We start from the raw sequence: 19,488 nt of genomic DNA, 5'->3' as shown, positions 1-19,488 counted from the left end.
CCGAGCCCGGCCGGGGTGTCGGGCACCCCGGCCGGGGTTCGTACGACTATTCGGCGGGGACCGGCGCTTCGGCGCCGGCCCGGTGGGCCCGGATCTCGTGTCCGACGCTGGTCAGACAACGGCCGCTGGGCAGGTCGAAGCGCCAGCCGTGCAGCTGGCAGGTGAGCTGGTCGCCGTCGATGATGCCGAACCGGGTCAGGTCGGCCTTCAGGTGCGGGCACCGCCGCTGCACGATCCAGTCCCCGAGCTTGACGTCCTCGGCGTCCGGACGCTGCTCGGCGTACCAGCCCTCGGCGTACTGGAGCCGCTCCTCGGAGAGGCACTTGAAGAACGCGTACACGAACTCGTTGTACTGACCGATCCGGGCAGCCGAGAAGCGGCAGGAGAGGAAGAGGGAGTTGACCCAGTCGACCTCTTCGCTGTGCAGCAACTGCTCGATCAGGGCCCGCTCGGTACGGAACCGGTAGCGGACCTTCTCGTCGGCGTACGGCCGGACCTGCTTGCCGGGGAAGTCCACGACGATCGACTCGACCGACTCGCCGTCGTAGCCGACCAGGTCGAACCGGACCGGGCCGCCGACCCCCTTGGCCAGGTAGACCGACTCCTCCAGCAGCGGCTCGATCCGGCGCTTCATGCCTGCGAGTACGTCGACCTCGGGGTGCCGCCAGCTCGCCTTGGCCGCCTCGATCACCGGCCGCTGCCGGGCCTGGTACTCGCGCAGGTGCTCTTCCTTGCGGGCGAAGAACTCCCGTACGTCGGGGACCGGGTGGCTGGTCTCGGCGGTCTCCGAGGTGACCTCGGAGACGCTGCCGGGCAGCAGGATCACCCCGTTGTCGTAACCGAGGCCGGCGTAGTGGTCGATAAAGACCTGCTGGTCGGGGAAGATGTTGCCCTCGTCGCCGTGGATGTCGTTGAACTGCCACAGGTCGTCGTCGAGGAAGCACGGCGGGCCGGCGATCGGGAAGACCCACGACGCCTTCAGGTCGTCGATGTAGCGGACCGTACGGTCCATCTGCCGGTCGCGCTTCTGCTTGCCGAACGCCGTCTTCGCCGCGTTGGGCAGCTCGTAGACCATCGGGTACCAGATGGCACCGGAGAACTGAAGCATGTGTGCGTGTACGTGACCGAGTTCGGAGAAGACGCCGAGATCGGTCGGGCGGGCGTCGTTCTGGTTCAGCAGCCGTACCCCGTCGTACTCGACCCAGAGGGAGGAGTCACCGATCGGTCCGTCGGTGGGGCTGGTGAGCGCCTGGATCATCACCTTGAGCCCACCGTCGAGCTCGACCACCTCGTTGCTGGTGGTACGCAGAAAGCTGGTGAAGCCCAGCTCGCGCAGCTCGTCCTCCAGCTCGGAGGTCGGATACTCGGGCAGCAGGACGGTCGCCTTCTTGGACACGAACCGCTTCAGGTGTGCCGCGTCGAAGTGGTCCCGGTGCAGGTGCGACACGTAGAGGTAGTCGACCTGGCCGAGATTCTCCCAGTCGAGCTGTGAATTGTCCGGGAATGGGAACCACGAAGCGAAGTAGGCCGGGTTCACCCATGGATCGCACAGGATGCTGCCCGCGCCCGTGTCGATCCGCATACTGGCGTGTCCCGTACCGGTCACTCGCACCGTGCACTCCTCCAAGCATGGAAACCGTGGTGTACGCCCAAACGCTACCGGAGTGCGCACCGGGGCCCACCCGCGACGCCAGGTTGCCTACCGGCAGTCCCGGCTACGGTCGTCGCGACCAGGCTGGAGACCCTGCGGCGGAGCCGCCGACCGGCGTGCCAGACTGAAGCAGAGATCCGAACGTGAGGGGAAGGACCGAACGTGGCAGGAAGCGAGCCGGTAACGTCGCCCGATCAGCACAAGCCAGGCCACCGCAAGGCGGGCCGGATTGGCGCGATCATCTCTGTGGCGGCGCTGCTCTTGATGCTGATCGGCAACCACGAGGGTGCCACCGAGGACATCTGGCTGATCGGCATCGCGGTGGGACTGCTGGTGATCGTCATCGGCGACGCCGTGCTGCGCCGCAACGGCCTGCGCTCCTGATCGTCGCCGACCGGGAAACCTCGGCGGCGAAGCACCGCCAAACGAACATCAGGCCCGCCCCCAGCCGGGGACGGGCCTGATCCGTGTCCTGGGTCAGCGGCGGCGCAGGATGTCCTGGACCTCCTTGAGCGCGGCCTCCACCTCTGCCTCGAAGTAGCCACCGGGTACCAGCCCGAACTTCATCAGATCGAGTTCGGCCGGGTTGACCGGCATCGGGCCACGCCCGGACATGCTCGCCAGGATGCCGTCGAACAACCGGTCGACCTGGTCCGGGTCGTAACCGCTGCCGAAGCGACGCACCTGGAACGTCCGACGCATATGGTCGATACGGGCGATCTCGCCCCCGGGGCCACCCGGCATCGGCGGCGGACCACCCATCGGGGGGCCACCCATGGGCGGGCCGGCAACCGGCGGGCCTCCCATAGGGGGGCCGGCGACCGGCGGGCCACCCGCCGGTGGGCCACCGAGGCCCGGTCCCGGCCCACGACCACGCTGGTCGCGGTCGGGCATCCGGATTTCCGCCGTCATGTCCATCTTGCCGTGCCGACCGGACTCGAAACCATCGAAACGGTCCTCGGGCGAGGGGCCGAATCCGCCACCCGGGCGGGAGCCACCAGGTCCTCCGGGGCCGCCCGGTCCGCCCGGCCCGCGCGGAGCGTCGTAACCACCACGCCCGGGTCCGTCGTACCCGCCGCCGCCGAACACGCCGGTGGGCTCGTCATACCGGCCGTACGGGTCTGGCGGACCTGCCTGTGCGGGCATTGGCCGCTGCGGCAGTGCTGGCGCACCCGGCGGCATTGCGCGGTCGTCCCGCATCGGTGGACTCATGCGGTCCGGGGGGCCCATCCGATCGGGCGGACCCATGCGGTCAGGAGGCCCCATCCGGTCCGGCGGACCCATGCGGTCAGGAGGCCCCATCCGGTCCGGCGGACCCATACGGTCAGGAGGCCCCATCCGATCCGGCGGACCCATACGGTCAGGAGGCCCCATCCGATCCGGCGGACCCATACGGTCAGGAGGCCCCATCCGATCCGGCGGACCCATGTGATCCGGCGGACCCATCCGATCAGGTGCACCCGACCGGGCGGGGAGACGTGAATCCGCTCCCCGGCTGCCGCCCCCGCGCTCCTCAAGCTCGGCGAGCTGTCGCTCGACCCGGTCGAGATGCAGGTCAACCTGCCACTCGTCGTATCCGCCGAAACGAACCCGGAAGACGACATCATGGACTTCCTGCGAGGCGACCGGCGCGCCAACCGGCGAACCGGCAAGCGTGGACTCGACCCGATCCAGGAAGGTGTCCACCTCGTCGACCTTGTAGCCCCGCCTGAGCGCCTTACGCCGGAAGCGCTGACCCTGACTCGCCACTATGTCTCCTGCTTCGATCGCTCATCACGCAGCTCGGTGCGGCAGCCGACCCATCCGCTGTGTCCGCTCATGTCGCCACCTCGGCGGCGGCCAGTTGCCCACATGCCCCGTCGATCTCCCGTCCGCGGGTGTCCCGGACCGTGGTCGACACCCCAGCCTCCCGCAGCCGTCGGACGAACTCCCGCTCGACCGGCTTCGGGCTGGCATCCCAGCGGCTGCCCGGAGTCGGGTTGAGCGGAATGAGATTCACATGTGTCAGCCGTCCGGCCAGGAGCCGACCCAGCAGGTCGGCTCGCCACGGCTGGTCGTTCACATCTTTGATCATTGCGTATTCGATGGAAACGCGACGTCCCGTGCGATCGGCGTACTCCCATGCCGCGTCCAGAACCTCGGCGACCTTCCACCGCTGGTTGACCGGAACGAGTTCATCGCGCAGATCATCATCGGGCGCGTGCAACGACAACGCAAGAGTCACCGAGAGGTCCTCCCCGGTGAGCCGGCGAATCGCCGGCACCAGGCCGACCGTGGATACGGTGATGTGCCGCTGCGAAAGGCCGAGTCCCTCCGGTGCGGGTGCGCAGAGCCGACGGATCGCCGCGATCACCCGCGGGTAGTTCGCCAGTGGTTCGCCCATCCCCATGAACACCACGTGCGACAGCCGGGGCGGTGAACCCGCAACCGCACCGGACGCGGCCACCCCGGCCAGATACACCGCCTGGTCGACGATCTCGGCGGTGGAGAGGTTGCGGGTCAGACCCGCCTGACCGGTGGCGCAGAATGGGCAGGCCATTCCGCAGCCGGCCTGACTGGAGATGCAGACGGTAACCCGGTCGGGATAGCCCATCAGCACGCTCTCGACCATCGAACCGTCGTGCAGCCGCCACAACGCCTTACGGGTGGCACCGTCGTCGCAGGCCAGCTCGCGGACCGGGGTCAGCAGAGTCGGCAGGAGCGCGTCGGTGATCCGGTCACGGGTCGCAGCCGGCAGATCGGTCATCTGCGCCGGGTCGCGTACCAACCGACCGAAGTAGTGGGTGGAGACCTGCCGGGCGCGGAAGGCGGGCTCGCCCAACTCCGCTACCAGAGCCTGCCGGTCGGGCAGGGCAAGATCGGCAAGGTGGCGCGGCGGCATCGACGCACGCGCGGACTTCCCGGCCGCGCTCGACGCGTCCGGACTGATCTGGATCATGGGCAGGCTCGTCATGGCCTGTCCAGTCTCCCACGCCGACGAAAGGACACACCTGGCCGAGGGGTCGGAACCCGGGCCTGATCCCGGTGAGCTTGACGACGTCGAGCCATCTCAGCCGACCGGGACCAGGATCGTCAGCAGGAGATAAGCGACCGGTACGGCGAACAACACCGAATCCAACCGGTCCATCAGGCCGCCATGTCCCGGCAGCAGATTGCTCATGTCCTTCACACCCAGATCGCGTTTGATCATCGATTCGCCGAGATCCCCAAGGACCGAGGCACCCGAGACCGCCACCCCGAACAGCGCCCCCCAGAGCGGGTCCACGTCGAGCAGGAGCGCGAGCAGCAACGCGCTGCCGCCGGCTGCCGCCAGCACCGAGCCGGCAAAGCCCTCCCAGGACTTCTTCGGGCTGACCGAGGGTGCCATCGGATGCTTGCCGAAGAGCACTCCGGCGACGTACCCGCCGGTGTCGGAGAGCACCACCGCGACGATCGTCACCACCACCCGCAGGTGCCCGTCCGTGGGCTCGGCGGCGAGCAGCGCCGCGAAGCCACCGAGGAACGGAACGTACACCGCGATCAGCGTGGCCGCTGTCACGTCCCGCTGGTAGCCCGCCGGTCCGTCCCCGAGCCGCCAGACCATGGTCGCAAGCACGGTGACCAGCAGTCCGAGGCTCAGTGCGTCCAGCCCGGCCCAACCGGCCAGCCCGACCATCAGCACCCCGCCGACCACCAGCGGCACCAACGGCGGCTGGGCGCCGCTGCGGCGTACCGCCTGGGTCATCTCCCAGATGCCGACCCCGATCGCAGCCGCCACCACCAGCATGAAGACCGGCGGGTACAGGAAGAGGGGAACCACGACCGCGGCGCCGAGCGCGAGCCCGACCCCGATCGCGGCCGGAAGGTTACGCCCGGCCCGGCTGGTCGCCGGCAGGGTGGCGGGGCGGCCACGGCCGGCGCGACGTCGTCCAGTCCGGGGACGAGGCCCGGCCGGCTCGACCTCCTCCTGGTCCGGCACGTCCATGTCTTCGGATACCCCGCCCGGGCTCGGATGACCGACCTCGACGTGGTCGGGCCGTGCCCGGTCAGAGCCGGTCAGACCGGTACGCCACTGGTTCGCGGCACCGGCGCCCACCAGGTCCGGCTGGTCCATGCCCCGGATCGGGGCCCAGCCCACCGGGTCGGTCAGCCCATCGGGCGTGACCTCCGGCCGGTCGCCGCCGGGATAGTCGAATCCCCGCTCATCCGCCTGGTACGGGTCGGCGTCAGGCCGGTACGGGTGAGCGTCAGGACTGTCTGGTCCGGCGTATGGGGTAGGTCCGCCCGGGTAGCCGTCCCGGCGGACCGTGCCGTCGCCGTGCCGGTATCCGGACACAGGTGCATAACCCGGCGTATCGGCAAAGGCCTCGGGCGCGGCACCGGTGTGCCGCGCCCGGGGTCGAGGCTCCTCGTGAGCATCCGGCCAGTACGGACCCGCTGATCCGTCCTGGCGCTGCCAGCCCTGGGACTCGCCGCCGTTGGGGTCGAGGTAGGACATCAGACCTCGAGCAGCTCGGTTTCCTTGTGTTTGACCAGTTCGTCGACGTGCGTGGAGTACTTGTGGGTGAGGTCGTCCAGCTCCTTCTCGGCGCGACGTCCCTCGTCCTCGCCCGCCTCGCCGTCCTTGACGATGCGGTCGAGCTCTTCCTTGCCCCGGCGGCGGATGTTGCGGATCGCCACCTTGGCTTCCTCGCCCTTGCCACGAGCGATCTTGATCATGTCCCGCCGCCGCTCCTCGGTCATCTGCGGCAGCAGGATGCGGAGCTGGTTACCCTCGTTGTTCGGGTTGACCCCGAGGTCCGAGTCACGGATCGCCTTCTCCATCGGCTGGAGCTGCGAAGCGTCGTACGGCTTGATGATCGCCATCCGTGGCTCCGGTACGCCGACCGAGGCCATCTGGGTCAGCGGCGTGGGCGTGCCGTAGTAGTCGATCATGATCTTGGAGAACATGGCCGGGGTGGCTCGCCCGGTGCGGATCGCACCGAACTCCTCCTTGGCGTGCTCGACAGCACGTTCCATTTTTTCCTCGGCCTCGAGGAGAGTGTCGTCGATCACCTGCTCCCTCGCCTCCCTCTACTCAGTCGTCAGTCGTCTGTTCATGCCCGGCTCACGCCGCGCACAGCAGGTACGTCACGGCTACGCCGTGATCAAGGTCCCGATCCGGTCGCCGCCGACGGCGCGGATGATGGTGTCGTCGCCCTCGGCCCCGAAGACCAGCATCGGCAGGCCGTTCTCCTCGCAGAGGCTGAACGCGGCGGCGTCGGCGACCCGCAGCCCGCGCCGCAGGACCTCCGAGAAGGTGATCTTGTCAAGCTTGCTCGCGGTCGGATCGGTACGCGGATCCGCGGTGTAGACCCCGTCCACGCCGTTCTTGCTCATCAACACCACGTCGGCACGAATCTCCAGCGCCCGCTGGGCGGCGACGGTGTCGGTGGAGAAGTACGGCATCCCGGCACCCGCGCCGAAGATCACCACACGGCCCTTCTCCAGGTGCCGGATGGCCCGCAACGGAATGTACGGCTCCGCCACCTGGGCCATCGTGATCGCGCTCTGCACCCGCGTCTCGATGCCCTCCTTCTCCAGGAAGTCCTGCAAGGCGAGGCAGTTCATCACGGTGCCGAGCATGCCCATGTAGTCGGCCCGGGCCCGGTCCATGCCCCGCTTCTGCAACTCCGCGCCACGGAAGAAGTTACCGCCGCCGACCACCACGGATACCTGCACGCCACGGCGTACGACGGTCGCGATCTGTCGGGCGATGGCCTGGACCACGTCGGGGTCGACCCCGATCGCCCCGCCGCCGAAGACCTCACCGGAGAGCTTGAGCACCACCCGCCGGGACCGGCCGGGCGGCGGCGCCGTCGGATCATCTTCCGACAGGCTCCGCTCACCAACCACCTGCGTCATCCGACCCGCCTCTCTTCCGCGGACATCCCGCCCGCTGCCCCGCCGCACCTGCCGCTGCCGACCCTATGTGACGAGGAGGCCGCGGTGCCTCTCATGTACACCGGCGGCCTCCTCGTGGTTGTCCTTCAGTCCCCGCAGCACCCGGCCCGGACAGTGCCGAACCGGGTACGGGGATCCGCTCAGGCCTGGCCGACCTCGAAGCGGACGAAGCGGGTCACGGTGATGCCAGCCTCGGCGAGCACCTGCTTGACCGTCTTCTTGTTGTCCGTCACCGAGGACTGCTCCAGCAGGACGTAGTCCTTGAAGAAGCCGTTCACCCGACCCTCGACGATCTTCGGCAGAGCCGCTTCCGGCTTGCCTTCCTCGCGGGCGGTCTGCTCGGCGATACGCCGCTCGGACTCGACCTGCTCGGCCGGCACCTCGTCACGGGTGACGAACTTCGGCCGCATCGCGGCGATCTGCATCGCGGCGCCACGGGCGTCCGCGTCGGCCGCCTCGTCCGACTTGCCGGTGTACTCCACCAGCACGCCCACGGCCGGCGGCAGGTCCTGCGCCTTGCGGTGCAGGTAGACGGCGATGGTGCCGTCGAGGATGGCGAAGCGGTTGAGCACCAGCTTCTCGCCGATCTTCGCCGACTGCTCCTGGATCAGGTCGGCCACGGTGCGGCCGTCGAGCGTCGAGGCGAGCAGCGCCTCGGCGTCGGCCACGCCGGACTTCGCGCCGTGCTCCACGAGCTGCTGGGCCAGGGCGATGAAGTCCTCGGTCTTGGCGACGAAGTCGGTCTCGCAGTTGAGCTCAAGCAGCGCGTTGCCGGAGTGCGCGACCAGGCCGTTCGCGGCGGTACGACCGGCCCGCTTGCCGACGTCCTTGGCGCCCTTGATACGCAGCAGCTCGATGGCCTTGTCGAAGTCGCCCTCAGCCTCGGTGAGCGCCTTCTTGGAGTCCATCATGCCGGCGCCGGTGAGGTCGCGGAGCCGCTTGACATCCGCAGCGGTGAATTCTGACATGACTCTCTCTTCGGTGATTGAGACTTCGATGGATGGTCTGCTACGGGGTTACCCGGATCCGGGCACGTGGAGTCCCCGTATGCGCTCGGGTCCGCCGGCCGCGCTGCGCGGCCGGCCGACCCGGCGACTGGATCACTCCGCGGCAGCAGCCGCAGGCTCCGCGGCCTTCTCCGAGTCAGCCTTCTTCTCGGTGTCCTCGATCAGCTCGCGCTCCCACTCGGCGAGCGGCTCGTCAGCGGCCACCACACCCGGCTCCGGCTTCTCGTCGGTGCCGCGCGACTTGCCCGAACGGGCGATCAGGCCGTCGCCGACCGCAGCCGCGATGACCTTGGTCAGCAGCTCGGCGGAACGGATCGCGTCGTCGTTACCCGGGATCGGGAAGTCGACCTCGTCCGGGTCGCAGTTCGTGTCGAGCACGGCGATCACCGGGATGCCCAGCTTGCGGGCCTCGTCGACGGCGATGTGCTCCTTCTTGGTGTCGACGACCCAGATCGCCGCCGGCACCTTCTGCATGTCCCGCAGACCACCCAGCGTGCGGGTGAGCTTGATCTTCTCCCGGGAGAGCTGCAGGGTCTCCTTCTTGGTGTAGCCCGCGGCGGTGCCGGAGAGGTCGCCGAGCGCCTCCAGCTCCTTCATCCGCTGCAGCCGCTTGTACACCGTCTGGAAGTTGGTCAGCATGCCACCGAGCCAGCGGTGGTTGACGTACGGCTGGCCGACCCGGGTCGCCTGCTCGGCGATGGCCTCCTGGGCCTGCTTCTTGGTGCCGACGAAGAGGATGCTGCCGCCCTCGGCGACGGTGCGGCGGACGAACTCGTAAGCCGTCTCGATGTACTCAAGCGTCTGACGCAGGTCGATGATGTAGATGCCGTTGCGCTCGGTGAAAATGAAGCGCTTCATCTTCGGGTTCCAGCGGCGGGTCTGGTGCCCGAAGTGGACACCGCTCTCCAGCAGCTGACGCATGGTCACTACGGCCATGGTGGGGTGCTCCTTCGATATCCCTGGTTGTTCCGCCGGGCCTGGTGGCCTGGCGTCCTGGCGCCTGATCGCCGGCCATGGTGGGCCCAATCAAGATCGGGACCAGGGGGCCGCCGTTCCACGGACAACCGTGGAAAGGGCGCGCGAGGTCGACCGCACGGGCGGTCGCCAGTTGCCAAGTGTACGCCCCGCGCCCCTCGCCCCCGCACAACCCCGGCAGCCGGGCGGCCCCCAGCGAGGGCGAGGGTGACGTACGGGACGATCGGCACGTCACCGGAGGGCGCGGCGCCGACCACCCGACGCCCACGCCCCGGTGATCCGCGCCGTCGCCGCCCTCAGCCAGCGCCGAGCGCCGCCGCCACGAAGAGCACCAGCCCGATGGTGAGGTACGCCGTGGGCGGGCGGAGCCAGACCCGGCCCGGGTCACCGATGGCCGCGCCCCCGGTGAGCAGCGCGTACAGTCCGGTTGCGAAGATCGGCAGCCCGAACGCGAGGAATGTCCCGGAAACCACGCCGGTGGGAGAGACCGGCCCGCCGACCGCGCCGTCCAGCAGCATCCGGAGCGCCGGAACCTCAAGGATCACCACGAGTACGGCAAAGAGCAGCGCGACCGCCGGCCGACGGGTCCGGTACACCCCGTCACCGGCCGGCCCACTGCCACCGCGGCGCGGCCCCTCGGCCGGCTCGCCGTACAGGCCGCCGCCGGGTGGTTCGGCACCGAAGGGCAGCCCGTCGACAGGCGCGGGACGTCCGCCCGCGGCGCCGAGCATGGCGATCGGACCGGTCGGCATCTGCAGCGGCCCGGCCGCCACCTCGACCGAAGCGGGCTCCTTCTCGTCGGTGCGGCCCGCGCCCACGATCGGATAGCCGCCCAGCGGCGAACGCTCCCCGCCGGCCATCGTCCGAGCCGTGTCGGCGGCGGACCGCTCGCCGTCGTCCGGGGCCTGCGCCAACCGCCCGGCGTCGTCCGGAACCTGCGCCAACCGCCCGGCGCCATCGGGCCGTACGCCATCCGTCCCGTACCGGCCGCCGTCGTCCGGCTCGCCGCCCCGATCCTCCGGATCACGGCTGCCGCCCGGCCGGACCCGAATCGCGTCGAGCGGATCGCGGCGCAGGTCCAACGGCTCGGTGTAGCGCTCGGTGCCGGTGTAGCGGTCCGGCTCGGTGCGGAACCGGTCCGACTCACCTTCCGTACGGAACCGGTCCGGCTCGGTGCGGAACCGGTCCGACTCGCCTTCCGTACGGAACCGGCCCGGCTCACCCCGGAACCGGTCCTGCTCGCCGGTGAAGCGCTCGCCGAGGTAGCCGTCCGGCTGGTGGCGCCGGTCCGTGGCACGCCAGTCCGGCTCCGGGTATCCGCGCTCGCCGGCGTACCAGCGTGGCTGCTCCTGGTCCTCGGGAAAGTTGCGTTGTCCGTCCACGAACGGGCACCGTATGCGACCCGCCCGCGGCAGCGCCAATTAGATGACCTTGATGCCCGGCTTGTCGCTGGCCACTCCGATCCCGCCCGCCAAGCCACCTTTCACCCGACTGGCGAAGATCTGATTCGACCTGTTCCGACCGGATACGGACAGCGGGTACGTGACGGAGGTCGCTGCGCCGCACCGACGGTCGGCGGACCATCTCGGATATGACGGTCAGCGAGGAGTACGCGCTCGCGGAGATGTTCCGCCGGTTCGCGCGACAGGAGTTCCGCGGCGTCTCACCCCGGTACGAGTACCTCTCCGAACTTCTCGCCGAACGACCGGACCTCTCCAGCCCACTGCTCGCCGCCGTACCCGGCCAGCGCCGGGCGATCCTCTACTTCGCCGCCGTGCAGTACCTGCTCCGTACCACCGCCGCCGGACACCCGCTCGGCGCGTACCTGCCGACCCTCGGCGGCGACCGCGAACCGGACGAGGGTCTGGGCGCCGCCCTGACCGACCTGGCCGGCGACCACCACGCCGAACTGACCGAACTCTGCGCCACCCGTACCACCCAGACCAACGAGGCGCGGCGGACCGCCGGACTCCGGACCGGTTTCGGCCGGGCCGCCGCGTACGCGCAGGGACGCCCGCTGCACCTGGTCGAACTCGGCACCAGCGCCGGGTTGCTGCTGATCGCCGACCGGTACGCCTGCCGCTACGTCGGGCCGGACGGCCGGACCGAGACGTACGGGCCGGCTGAGGCGGCGGAGGCGCTGACCATGACGGTGCGGTTACGGGGTCCGGGCTGGCCCGACCCGGCCGCCGCCGAGCTGACCATCGCCGACCGGGTGGGCGTCGACCTCTCCCCGATCGACGCCAGCGACCCGGTCGCGACCGACTGGTTGCGGGCCTGCATCTGGCCGGAGCAGGTCGAGCGGTTGACCCGGCTGGAGGCGGCTCTCGCCGAAGTGGCCCGGGTTCGGCCGCGACTGGTCGCCGGCGACATGGTGCGTACGTTGCCGGCGCTGCTCGCCGAGGTCGACCCGGGTACGGTTCCGGTGGTCTTCGCCTCGATGGCGCTGACGTACCTCGACCGAGCCGACCGCCGCCGGTTGGCGACGGTGCTCGCCGAGGTCGGCGCGGAGCGGGACCTGACCGTGGTGCTCAGCGAGGCGTCGGTGGCCGGTGCCGAACTCTTCCTGGACGGCCGGCCGGCGGCTGCCGCGCCGCCGGGGGTGATCGGGGCCGCGCTGCTCACCGTCGTCTCGTGGCGCGGCGGTCGGGCCGACGTCGAGGTGCTGGGCCGCACCGACGGACACGGTAGCTGGCTGGAATGGAACCCCACCCGGTACGCCTACGCGCCTCCCCCGGCGTAACGACGACTGAGGGCCGCTCGGCTCGACATACCACGCCCCGGGCTTGATCGTCCGGCTGTCCACAGGCCGTCCCGTCCTCCACACCTCCGCCGCCCGGGGCGGCCTCCGCGCGCCGGCCCGGCCACCCTCGATCGCATGACGAGGCAACGGAAGGCGGTCGGCGCGTACGGCGAGCGGTGTGCCGTACGGCATCTGCTGGCGGCTGGGCTGCGGGTGGTGGACCGGAACTGGCGCGGCCCCTCCGGGGAGATCGACATTGTCGCCTGGGACGGGGCGGTACTCGTCTTCTGCGAGGTGAAGACCAGACGCGGCGTCGCCTTCGGTGCACCGGCCGAGGCGGTGGTGCCATCCAAGGCGCGCCGGCTGCGGCGGCTGGCGGCGCAGTGGCTGGACCAGCACGCGGCTCACCCGGACGAGGTTCGCTTCGACGTGGTCTCGGTGTTCGCGCCACCGCGCGGCGCCGCCCGGATCGAGCACCTCAGGGCCGCGTTCTAGGGTGCCGCCGCGCGGGCCGGCCGGGTTTCGCACCGGCCGGCCCGTCCCTTCCCGCCCCTCAGCCGGGGTTCGCGGCGTTCCAGTCGACAAGTTCCGGGGAGCGGTTGGTGATGACGCCGTCGACCCCGAGCGTCTTGAGCTGCCGCCACTGGCTCGCGGAGTCGACCGTCCAGACCATCAGCGCCACTCCTGCGGTGTGCAGGCTGGCGATGACCGCCGGTCGGGCGGTCAACGCGGCGACCGCCGGGTTGTACGCGGTCAGGTGGTACTGCCGGGCGACCGCTACCGGGTCGGCGTCGAGGGTGCTGCGCAGCAGGCCGAGCGGGATCTCCGGGGCCAGTTCGTAGCTGTACCTGAGCGCGTTGGTCTCGAAGCTCTGGATGAAGACCCGGCCGGTCATATGCTCCGCCCGGATAAGGTCGATGATCTTGCCGACCTCGGCCCTGGTGTGCGCGCCCTTGATCTCCAGGAGCAGCCTGCCGCCCCGGGTACGCAGGTCGGCCAGTTGCTCGGCGAGCGTCGGAATCCGTACGCCGACGAACGTCGGGCCGAACCACGAGCCCGCGTCGAGTTGCTTGAGCTGGGTCGAGGTGAGGTTGCGGATCGCACCGGTGCCGTTGGTGGTCCGGTCGACCGTGCTGTCGTGCAGCACGAACGGCACGCCGTCCTTACTCGGCTGCACGTCGTTCTCGATCCAGTCGGCGCCGTTGCTGCGCGCGATGTCCTGCGCGACGAGGGTGTTCTCCGGTGCGACGGCGGAGGCGCCGCGATGGGCGATGACGCTGAGCGGCGCCCCGACCGGACGGATGTACGGGCTCGGCGCCAGCTCGGTGACCTTGACGTTGTCGAACGACACCGTGGCCCCGTTGACGATCAGGGCCTGCGTCCCACCGGTCGAACGCTGCAGGCTGCTGGTACGCAGCACCTCCCGGCCCGCGAAGAACCACCGCGCGTTGATGCCGTGCACCTCGGCGGCGATGCTGATGTCGCGACCGGTGCCGGCGGCCGACGGGGCGGCAGCGGTGTTCGTCACGTTCCAACTGTTGGCGGTGGTGAGCTGGGCGAACTCGATCCCGTTCGAAGCGGTGCTGCCGCTGCGCAGGGTGGCGATCCACCACGGCGGGGTGCCGGCGGCGGGTACGTCGAGCCCGAGCGCGGTCCACCGGGTCGCCTCGGCGACGGACTCGAACCGGACGGTCGCCTCGAACCGGAAGTCGTTCAGGTGCCGACCGAAGGTGATTTTGTTGGAGCCGCTGGCGGCGGCCCCGTACAGCCGGCCGTTCCTGACCGTCCAACTGCCGTCGACGGCCCGCCATCCGGCGGGCAGACCGCCGCTGTCGAAGTTCGCCGATACGACCACACTGCCGGGTGCGGCGACGGCCGGTGCGGTGGTGTCGACGGCGGTGAGGGTGCCGACGGCGAGCGCCAGGGCCAGCAGTCCGACGACGGCCCGGCCGGGGGTGGTGGCCCGGGCGCGCCCGGCGCCGAATCGAGTGAAGACCATGATTGGGACGTTAGGTCGGAGCGGGGAACAGACAGGCGGAAACCAGTTACCGGTACGGAAAGCAGGGATGTACGACTCATCGCGCCCGGACCAGCCGAAGCGGGCGATCACTCCCGAATGGCAACGGCACCGGTGGCGCCGCCCGGCCCACCGACTAGAGTGCCGGAGGTCATGACGAGCACCCTCACGCCCACCACCGCTGGCCAGTCCCGCAGCAAGCTGCCGTCGTTGACCGGCCTGCGCTGGGTCGCCGCGATGCTGGTTTTCGGATTCCACGTCGGCACCATGCGGATCATCGCCGAGCCTGACTACCAGGCGGTGGTCGGCAAGCTGTTCACCCTCGGCCTCTCCGGGGTGCAGTTCTTCTTCATCCTCAGCGGCTTCGTGCTGGTCTGGTCGGCCCGACCGGGCGACACACCGTTGGCGTTCTGGCGGCGCCGGATCGCCAAGATCTTCCCCAACCACGTGGTGTTGTGGGCGGCGGTGCTCCTGCTCGGGATCTACTTCGCGGACCCGTTCAACCTCAAGGTGGCGCTGACCAACCTCTTCCTGGTGCAGGCGTGGAACCCGACGCCGGGATGGTTCTACAGCGTCAACACGGTCAGCTGGTCGCTCTCCTGCGAACTCTTCTTCTACCTCTGTCTGCCGCTGGTGCTGCCCCTCATCCGCCGGCTACGCCCGTGGGTCCTGGTCGTGATCGTGGTCGCGATGCCACTGCTGATTCTCGCCATGTGGCCGGGGCAGTTGCTGGTGCCGGAGCCGGACCGCTGGTGGTTCACCCAGGTGTTCCCACTGGTGCGCTCACTGGAGTTCTGGATGGGCGTCGCGGCGGCCGAACTGATGGTGCGCGGCCGGTGGCGCGGCCCCAACCTGAAGGTCGCCAGTGTGATCTTCGTGGTGACGTGGGTGGCGGCGAGCCAGTGGATCCGCGCGGAACTCTGGACGACGCTGCTCGCCGCCGTCTACGTACTGGTGATCGCGGCGGCGGCGGACGCGGACGTCCGGGGGACCTGGTCGCCGTGGCGCTCCCGGCCGATGCGCTGGCTCGGCGAGGTCTCGTTCGCCTACTACCTGGTGCACGTGTTCGTGGTGACCAGCGTGCTGCGCGCCACCAACCATCTGAACGGCTTCCCGGGCTGGCAGGGCCCGGCCGCCGCGGTCGGGTTCCTGCTACTCAACCTCGTCCTTGCCGGACTGCTGTTCCACTTCGTCGAGACACCGATGATGCGGCTGCTCTCGCCCCGACGCCGCCGCCCGCACACCGCGTCGGCACCGGACTCCGCCGCACCGGCCGCGACGACAGCGGCGGAGACGACAGCGGCGGAGACGACAGCGGCGGAGACGGCGACGGCGGTACGGATACCGCGTCAGACCAGCGCCGGTGACCGTACCGCCCGGGAGGCAGACGCCGTCCGTGATCCGGAGCGGGTCACGTAGGTGAGCCGGTGACCGGGCGCCACATCGGCTGGATGCCCGGCCCGTCGTCGGGCAGGTCGATCGGGTCGCCGAGGGGACGGAAACCGTACCGTTCGTAGAGTGCCCGGTTCCGTGGCGAACTGGCCTCCAGGTAGGCCGCGACCCGGTCGGCATCGGCGCGGGCCAGTTGGTAACCGAGCATCGCGCCGCCGAGCCCCCGGCCACGGCACTCCGGTACGACCACCATCTGCTGCAGGTACCAGTGCGGCTCCGCGCGTGGGTGGCGCCGCCGGGTCAGCTCGTGCACCAGCGCCATCCGGGGCGCGTACTCGCCGTACGCCTGGCGGAAGAAGGCGGTCAGCTCCGCCGACCCGACCTCCGGCGGAACACCGGTGCCGTCGTCGAACTCCCAGACCGACAGCCCGGCGACGGACGTCTGCTCGGTCCCGGCGACCAGGACCGTGCTGCCGGAGATGGCAGCCCTGATCCACTCGATCGTCGTCCCGTCATCGGGGTCGAGTCGGTCCCGGCGGTCCCGCTCGTCCGGCACCACCCAGCCGACCACCGCCTCGTCCAGGCTGGCCCGGACCAGCGCCGCCGCGATCGCGGCCGACTCGTCCGCGCCGGCCGGTCGAACGATCAGGCTGTCGGACATCGATCTCCCCCTCCGCCGGGCACCCACCCTCTGGTCGGCGGCCATGGTGGACATTGCCAGACGTCGGCAACCCGAGCATGCTTCGACTCATGACCGCGTCCGCCACACCGCCCCCGATTCGACGGTCCCTGTTCGCGCACACGCCGGTCCGGCGGACGCCACAGGCGGTGCTGCGGGCCCTGCTCGACCGGGTCGACGCCGACACTCCCCCGGGCGGTCCGGACGGTCCGGTGGCGCAACTCGAACGGCGCCTCGCCGCCCTGCTCGGCACGGAATCGGCGCTCTTCTTCCCGACCGGGACGATGGCGCAGCAGGTGGCGCTCCGGATCCACGCGGAACGACGCGGCCGGCTCGCGTTCGCCGCGCACCCGCAGACCCATCTGGACGTCTGGGAGGCCCGGGGCTACCAGGTGGTGCACGGCCTGCGGTTCCACCCGGCCGGCGACCGCCACCGACTGATGACCGGTGCGGATCTCGCCGAGATCGGCGAGCCGCTCGCGGCCGTGGTGTGGGAACTGCCGCAGCGCGACATCGGCGGCGAGTTGCCCGAGTGGGACGAGCTGTGCGACCAGGTCGCCGCCGTACGCGCGAACGGGGCGGCGGCACACCTGGACGGCGCCCGGATATGGGAGGCGCAGACGTACTACCGCCGCCCGTTCGACGAGATCGCCGGCCTCTTCGACACGATCTACGTTTCGCTCTACAAGGCGCTTCATGGCGTACGCGGGGCTGTCCTCGCCGCCGACACCGCGACCATCGACACGGCCCGGGTGTGGCGCGGCCGCCTCGGTGGCGCGATCCACGACGCCTGGCCGCTCGCCCTGGCAGCGCTCGCCGGACTTGACGAACTGCTGCCCCGGATGTCGGCGTACCGCGACCACGCGATCGCGCTCGCTACCGCGATCAACGCCGACGGGACGGCGCTGGCCTGGCCGAACCCGCCGCAGACCCCCCTCTTCCACGTGCATCTGCCGGCGGGCCCGGCGGCGGTCGAGCGGGCCGGCGCCGCTCTGTTGGCCGAGACCGGAACCCAGCTCTTCCCCCGGCTCCGTACGGCACCGGACCCGACCCGGTGCAGCTTCGAGATCAGCGTGGCCGAGAACGCGATGGACTTCACCCCGGACGAGGTCGTCGACCTGCTTCGGGAACTTCTCGACCGGGCGGCACGGGCCTGATCACCGACCGGCGCGCCACCACGACCGGGTGCCGACGACGCGGCTACGCGCCGCCGACGCGGGCGAGCAGGTCGGGGGTGACCGGGTCGACCAGATCGCCGTACTGGGGGTGGCGGTCCAGGTAGGACTTCACGAACGGGCAGATCGGGACGACGCGAAACCCCGCTGCCCGTACGTCGTCGAGCGCTTCGGCGATGAGCCGGGTGCCGAGCCCCTGGCCGCCGTACTCCTTGCCGATCTCGGTGTGGAAGAAGACGCGCTGCCGGTCGTGGTCGAAGAACTGGGTGAATCCCGCGACCTGACCCGCCACCGCGATGGTGTACCGGTGGCGCCGCAGGTCCAACTCGACGATCGGGTCGGCGGAGGAGTCCGTCGCGGAAGGGTTCGTCATGGCAGTCTCGTCTCCAGCGGTGAGGTACGGGGCGAACGGGTTCAGGAGCGCAGTTTCAGCCGGCCGTTCGGCAGCGGCGGGGCGGGAATCAGGTGCTGCCAGTCCTCGGGGAGTGTGCCGTACGGGGAGCCGCCGTCACCGTCGCCGAATGCCTGCGCCTGCCACCGGTCCCGGTACTCGACGATCTCCTCGTGCGTACGCCCGATGAAGTTCCACCACATGATGATCCGCTCGCCCAGCGGTTCTCCGCCGAGCAGCAGGATGCGGGCCGGGCCCTGCTCTGCGGTGATGGTCAGCGTACGCGGCCCGGTCGGGACGAAGAGCAGTTCCGACTGGCCGACGCCGGCACCGGCGACGGTGATCCTGCCGTCGTCGACGAGGACGCCGTGCTCGAACGTGGGGTCCACCTCGATCGTCACCGTGGCGGCGGGCTCCAACCGCACCTCCGCCGCGACCAGTCGGGTCGCCGTGCGCACCGGCGAGGTCGCGCCCATCAGGGTGCCGATGAAGACGCTCATCCTGGCCCCGTCGATCCGGAACGGTTCCGGGGCGTAGTGCTCGAAGCGGGGCGCGGTGTGGCGCTCGCCAGCCGGCAGCGCGATCCAGAGCTGCGCGCCCCGCAGGACCGTGGTGTCAGGGGTCGAGATCTCCGAGTGGGCGATACCGCGACCGGCGGTCATCAGGTTCACCTCGCCGGGGCGGACGGTCCGGACCGAGCCGACCGTGTCGCGGTGCTCGATCTCACCGTCGAAGAGCCAGCTCACGGTCTGTAGACCGGTGTGCGGGTGGCCGTTGACCACCATTCCGCCGGTGCTCTCCACCTGATCCGGACCGTAGTGGTCGACGAAGCACCAGGCGCCGATGAGCGACCTGGCGCGCTGCGGCAGGGTCCGCCGTACGTTCAGTGCCCGCAGCCCGCCGAGCGGAACCTCGCGCGGCTCCAGGATCTGCAGCCCTTCCGGACCAGACTCGCAGGTGGTGAAGTCGGGCTCCGCCTCGGTCGTACTCACAAGCCCTCCCGCCGGTAAGGAGGGGCCCCTTGTTATCGCTTTTCGTATAGGAAGGGGCCCTTCCTAACGCCTTGGACGCAGCGAGCCTAGCTCGCGCAGGGCCGGCGCGATCGGCCGTGTGATCTCGGCCGGCTGCCTTCGCGACAAAGGAGCACGGGGGGGTCAGTTCGACTCGGGGGGCAGATGTTCCTTGGCCCAGAGGGCGATCTGCCGCAGGGCCGGAATCAGTGCCTGTCCGGCGGCGGTGAGTTCGTAGGAGACCGAGACCGGAGGGCCGGGGTCGACCGTCCGGGTGATGACCCCCACCTCGGTCAACTCGGACAACCGGTCGGAAAGCACCGAGTCGCTGACACCCTCCACCGCCCGGGCGAGTTCCCGGAACCCGGCTGGCCCGGCCCCCAGGACACCGACGACCACGCCGCTCCACCGCTTCCCGAGCACGCCGAAGGCCCGCGACAGCGAGGCGTCGGCGCGGACGCACTCCTCGAATGTCTTGCGGGCGGGTCGGGACATACCCCCAAGCTAGCAGATCCGCTGGCGCTTT

19 protein-coding genes are annotated in these 19,488 nt (G+C 70.3%); 5 read left to right on the top strand and 14 right to left on the bottom strand.

Annotated features, from left to right (window positions below; translation table 11 throughout):
- Positions 1 to 46: 46 nt before the first annotated feature.
- Entirely contained in the window at positions 47 to 1,612 is a 1,566-nt protein-coding gene (locus ACIBF5_RS10180; protein WP_396810075.1) for a Rieske 2Fe-2S domain-containing protein, read from the bottom strand.
- 201 nt (positions 1,613 to 1,813) lie between these two features.
- Here ACIBF5_RS10180 and ACIBF5_RS10175 point away from each other — a divergent pair, with 201 nt between their 5' ends.
- Complete coding sequence (locus ACIBF5_RS10175; protein WP_396810073.1) at positions 1,814 to 2,035, top strand: DUF2631 domain-containing protein; 222 nt, start codon at positions 1,814 to 1,816, stop codon at positions 2,033 to 2,035.
- 93 nt (positions 2,036 to 2,128) lie between these two features.
- On the opposite strand, the gene ACIBF5_RS10170 is transcribed toward ACIBF5_RS10175, so the two are convergent.
- The 8 genes from ACIBF5_RS10170 to ACIBF5_RS10135 form a co-directional block, all read right to left on the bottom strand.
- Positions 2,129 to 3,400 carry a DivIVA domain-containing protein gene (locus ACIBF5_RS10170; RefSeq protein ID WP_396810071.1) on the bottom strand — a complete coding sequence of 424 codons (1,272 nt, stop codon included), beginning with the start codon at positions 3,398 to 3,400 and terminating at the stop codon, positions 2,129 to 2,131.
- 67 nt (positions 3,401 to 3,467) lie between these two features.
- Complete coding sequence (gene rlmN / locus ACIBF5_RS10165) at positions 3,468 to 4,589, bottom strand: 23S rRNA (adenine(2503)-C(2))-methyltransferase RlmN (RefSeq protein WP_396810416.1); 1,122 nt, start codon at positions 4,587 to 4,589, stop codon at positions 3,468 to 3,470.
- Positions 4,590 to 4,700: 111 nt separating this feature from the next.
- Positions 4,701 to 6,128 carry a phosphatidate cytidylyltransferase gene (locus ACIBF5_RS10160; RefSeq protein ID WP_396810069.1) on the bottom strand — a complete coding sequence of 476 codons (1,428 nt, stop codon included), beginning with the start codon at positions 6,126 to 6,128 and terminating at the stop codon, positions 4,701 to 4,703.
- Complete coding sequence (gene frr / locus ACIBF5_RS10155; protein ID WP_396810067.1) at positions 6,128 to 6,685, bottom strand: ribosome recycling factor; 558 nt, start codon at positions 6,683 to 6,685, stop codon at positions 6,128 to 6,130. The genes ACIBF5_RS10160 and frr overlap by 1 nt, the downstream gene beginning before the upstream one ends.
- Positions 6,686 to 6,766: 81 nt before the next feature.
- On the bottom strand, positions 6,767 to 7,534 hold the full coding sequence (pyrH, locus tag ACIBF5_RS10150; protein WP_396810065.1) for a UMP kinase: 768 nt from the start codon (positions 7,532 to 7,534) through the stop codon (positions 6,767 to 6,769).
- A gap of 179 nt (positions 7,535 to 7,713) precedes the next feature.
- Positions 7,714 to 8,541, bottom strand: coding sequence for a translation elongation factor Ts (tsf, locus tag ACIBF5_RS10145; RefSeq protein ID WP_396810063.1), 828 nt, complete (start codon positions 8,539 to 8,541; stop codon positions 7,714 to 7,716).
- A gap of 132 nt (positions 8,542 to 8,673) precedes the next feature.
- Positions 8,674 to 9,516 (bottom strand): 30S ribosomal protein S2, encoded by an 843-nt coding sequence (gene rpsB, locus ACIBF5_RS10140; RefSeq protein ID WP_396810061.1) that lies wholly within the window; start codon positions 9,514 to 9,516, stop codon positions 8,674 to 8,676.
- Positions 9,517 to 9,851: 335 nt separating this feature from the next.
- The gene (locus ACIBF5_RS10135; RefSeq protein ID WP_396810059.1) at positions 9,852 to 10,937 is read right to left on the bottom strand and encodes a hypothetical protein; all 1,086 of its coding nucleotides are present in this window, start codon (positions 10,935 to 10,937) and stop codon (positions 9,852 to 9,854) included.
- A 209-nt stretch (positions 10,938 to 11,146) separates the two neighbouring features.
- Between ACIBF5_RS10135 and ACIBF5_RS10130 the strand changes: the two genes are divergently transcribed.
- Together ACIBF5_RS10130 and ACIBF5_RS10125 are read left to right on the top strand one after the other, a co-directional pair.
- The gene (locus ACIBF5_RS10130; protein WP_396810057.1) at positions 11,147 to 12,298 is read left to right on the top strand and encodes a DUF2332 domain-containing protein; all 1,152 of its coding nucleotides are present in this window, start codon (positions 11,147 to 11,149) and stop codon (positions 12,296 to 12,298) included.
- A 135-nt stretch (positions 12,299 to 12,433) separates the two neighbouring features.
- The gene (locus tag ACIBF5_RS10125; RefSeq protein WP_396810055.1) at positions 12,434 to 12,793 is read left to right on the top strand and encodes a YraN family protein; all 360 of its coding nucleotides are present in this window, start codon (positions 12,434 to 12,436) and stop codon (positions 12,791 to 12,793) included.
- 58 nt (positions 12,794 to 12,851) lie between these two features.
- Here the strand turns inward: ACIBF5_RS10125 and ACIBF5_RS10120 are convergent, their stop codons facing one another.
- Positions 12,852 to 14,297 carry a glycerophosphodiester phosphodiesterase gene (locus ACIBF5_RS10120; RefSeq protein ID WP_396810054.1) on the bottom strand — a complete coding sequence of 482 codons (1,446 nt, stop codon included), beginning with the start codon at positions 14,295 to 14,297 and terminating at the stop codon, positions 12,852 to 12,854.
- A gap of 171 nt (positions 14,298 to 14,468) precedes the next feature.
- Here ACIBF5_RS10120 and ACIBF5_RS10115 point away from each other — a divergent pair, with 171 nt between their 5' ends.
- The gene (locus tag ACIBF5_RS10115; RefSeq protein ID WP_396810052.1) at positions 14,469 to 15,734 is read left to right on the top strand and encodes an acyltransferase family protein; all 1,266 of its coding nucleotides are present in this window, start codon (positions 14,469 to 14,471) and stop codon (positions 15,732 to 15,734) included.
- On the opposite strand, the gene ACIBF5_RS10110 is transcribed toward ACIBF5_RS10115, so the two are convergent.
- Positions 15,727 to 16,368, bottom strand: coding sequence for a GNAT family N-acetyltransferase (locus tag ACIBF5_RS10110; protein ID WP_396810050.1), 642 nt, complete (start codon positions 16,366 to 16,368; stop codon positions 15,727 to 15,729). The two genes, ACIBF5_RS10115 and ACIBF5_RS10110, sit on opposite strands and share 8 nt — an antisense overlap.
- Positions 16,369 to 16,457: 89 nt before the next feature.
- Here ACIBF5_RS10110 and ACIBF5_RS10105 point away from each other — a divergent pair, with 89 nt between their 5' ends.
- The gene (locus tag ACIBF5_RS10105; RefSeq protein ID WP_396810048.1) at positions 16,458 to 17,543 is read left to right on the top strand and encodes a threonine aldolase family protein; all 1,086 of its coding nucleotides are present in this window, start codon (positions 16,458 to 16,460) and stop codon (positions 17,541 to 17,543) included.
- 43 nt (positions 17,544 to 17,586) lie between these two features.
- Here the strand turns inward: ACIBF5_RS10105 and ACIBF5_RS10100 are convergent, their stop codons facing one another.
- The 3 genes from ACIBF5_RS10100 to ACIBF5_RS10090 all read right to left on the bottom strand — a co-directional run bounded on the left by ACIBF5_RS10100 (position 17,587) and on the right by ACIBF5_RS10090 (position 19,457).
- Entirely contained in the window at positions 17,587 to 17,934 is a 348-nt protein-coding gene (locus ACIBF5_RS10100) for a GNAT family N-acetyltransferase (protein ID WP_396810046.1), read from the bottom strand.
- 41 nt (positions 17,935 to 17,975) lie between these two features.
- Entirely contained in the window at positions 17,976 to 18,944 is a 969-nt protein-coding gene (locus ACIBF5_RS10095; RefSeq protein ID WP_396810044.1) for a pirin family protein, read from the bottom strand.
- Positions 18,945 to 19,106: 162 nt separating this feature from the next.
- Positions 19,107 to 19,457: a winged helix-turn-helix transcriptional regulator gene (locus ACIBF5_RS10090; RefSeq protein WP_396810042.1), complete on the bottom strand. Its 351-nt coding sequence runs from the start codon at positions 19,455 to 19,457 to the stop codon at positions 19,107 to 19,109.
- Positions 19,458 to 19,488 lie beyond the last annotated feature (31 nt).

The sequence above is a fragment of the Micromonospora sp. NPDC050417 genome, from assembly GCF_044458865.1.
In the GTDB taxonomy this organism is placed as follows: Bacteria; Actinomycetota; Actinomycetes; order Mycobacteriales; family Micromonosporaceae; genus Micromonospora_G.
The sequence above is the reverse complement of the archived record's forward strand: the minus strand, read 5'-3'. Positions and strand labels throughout refer to the sequence as shown.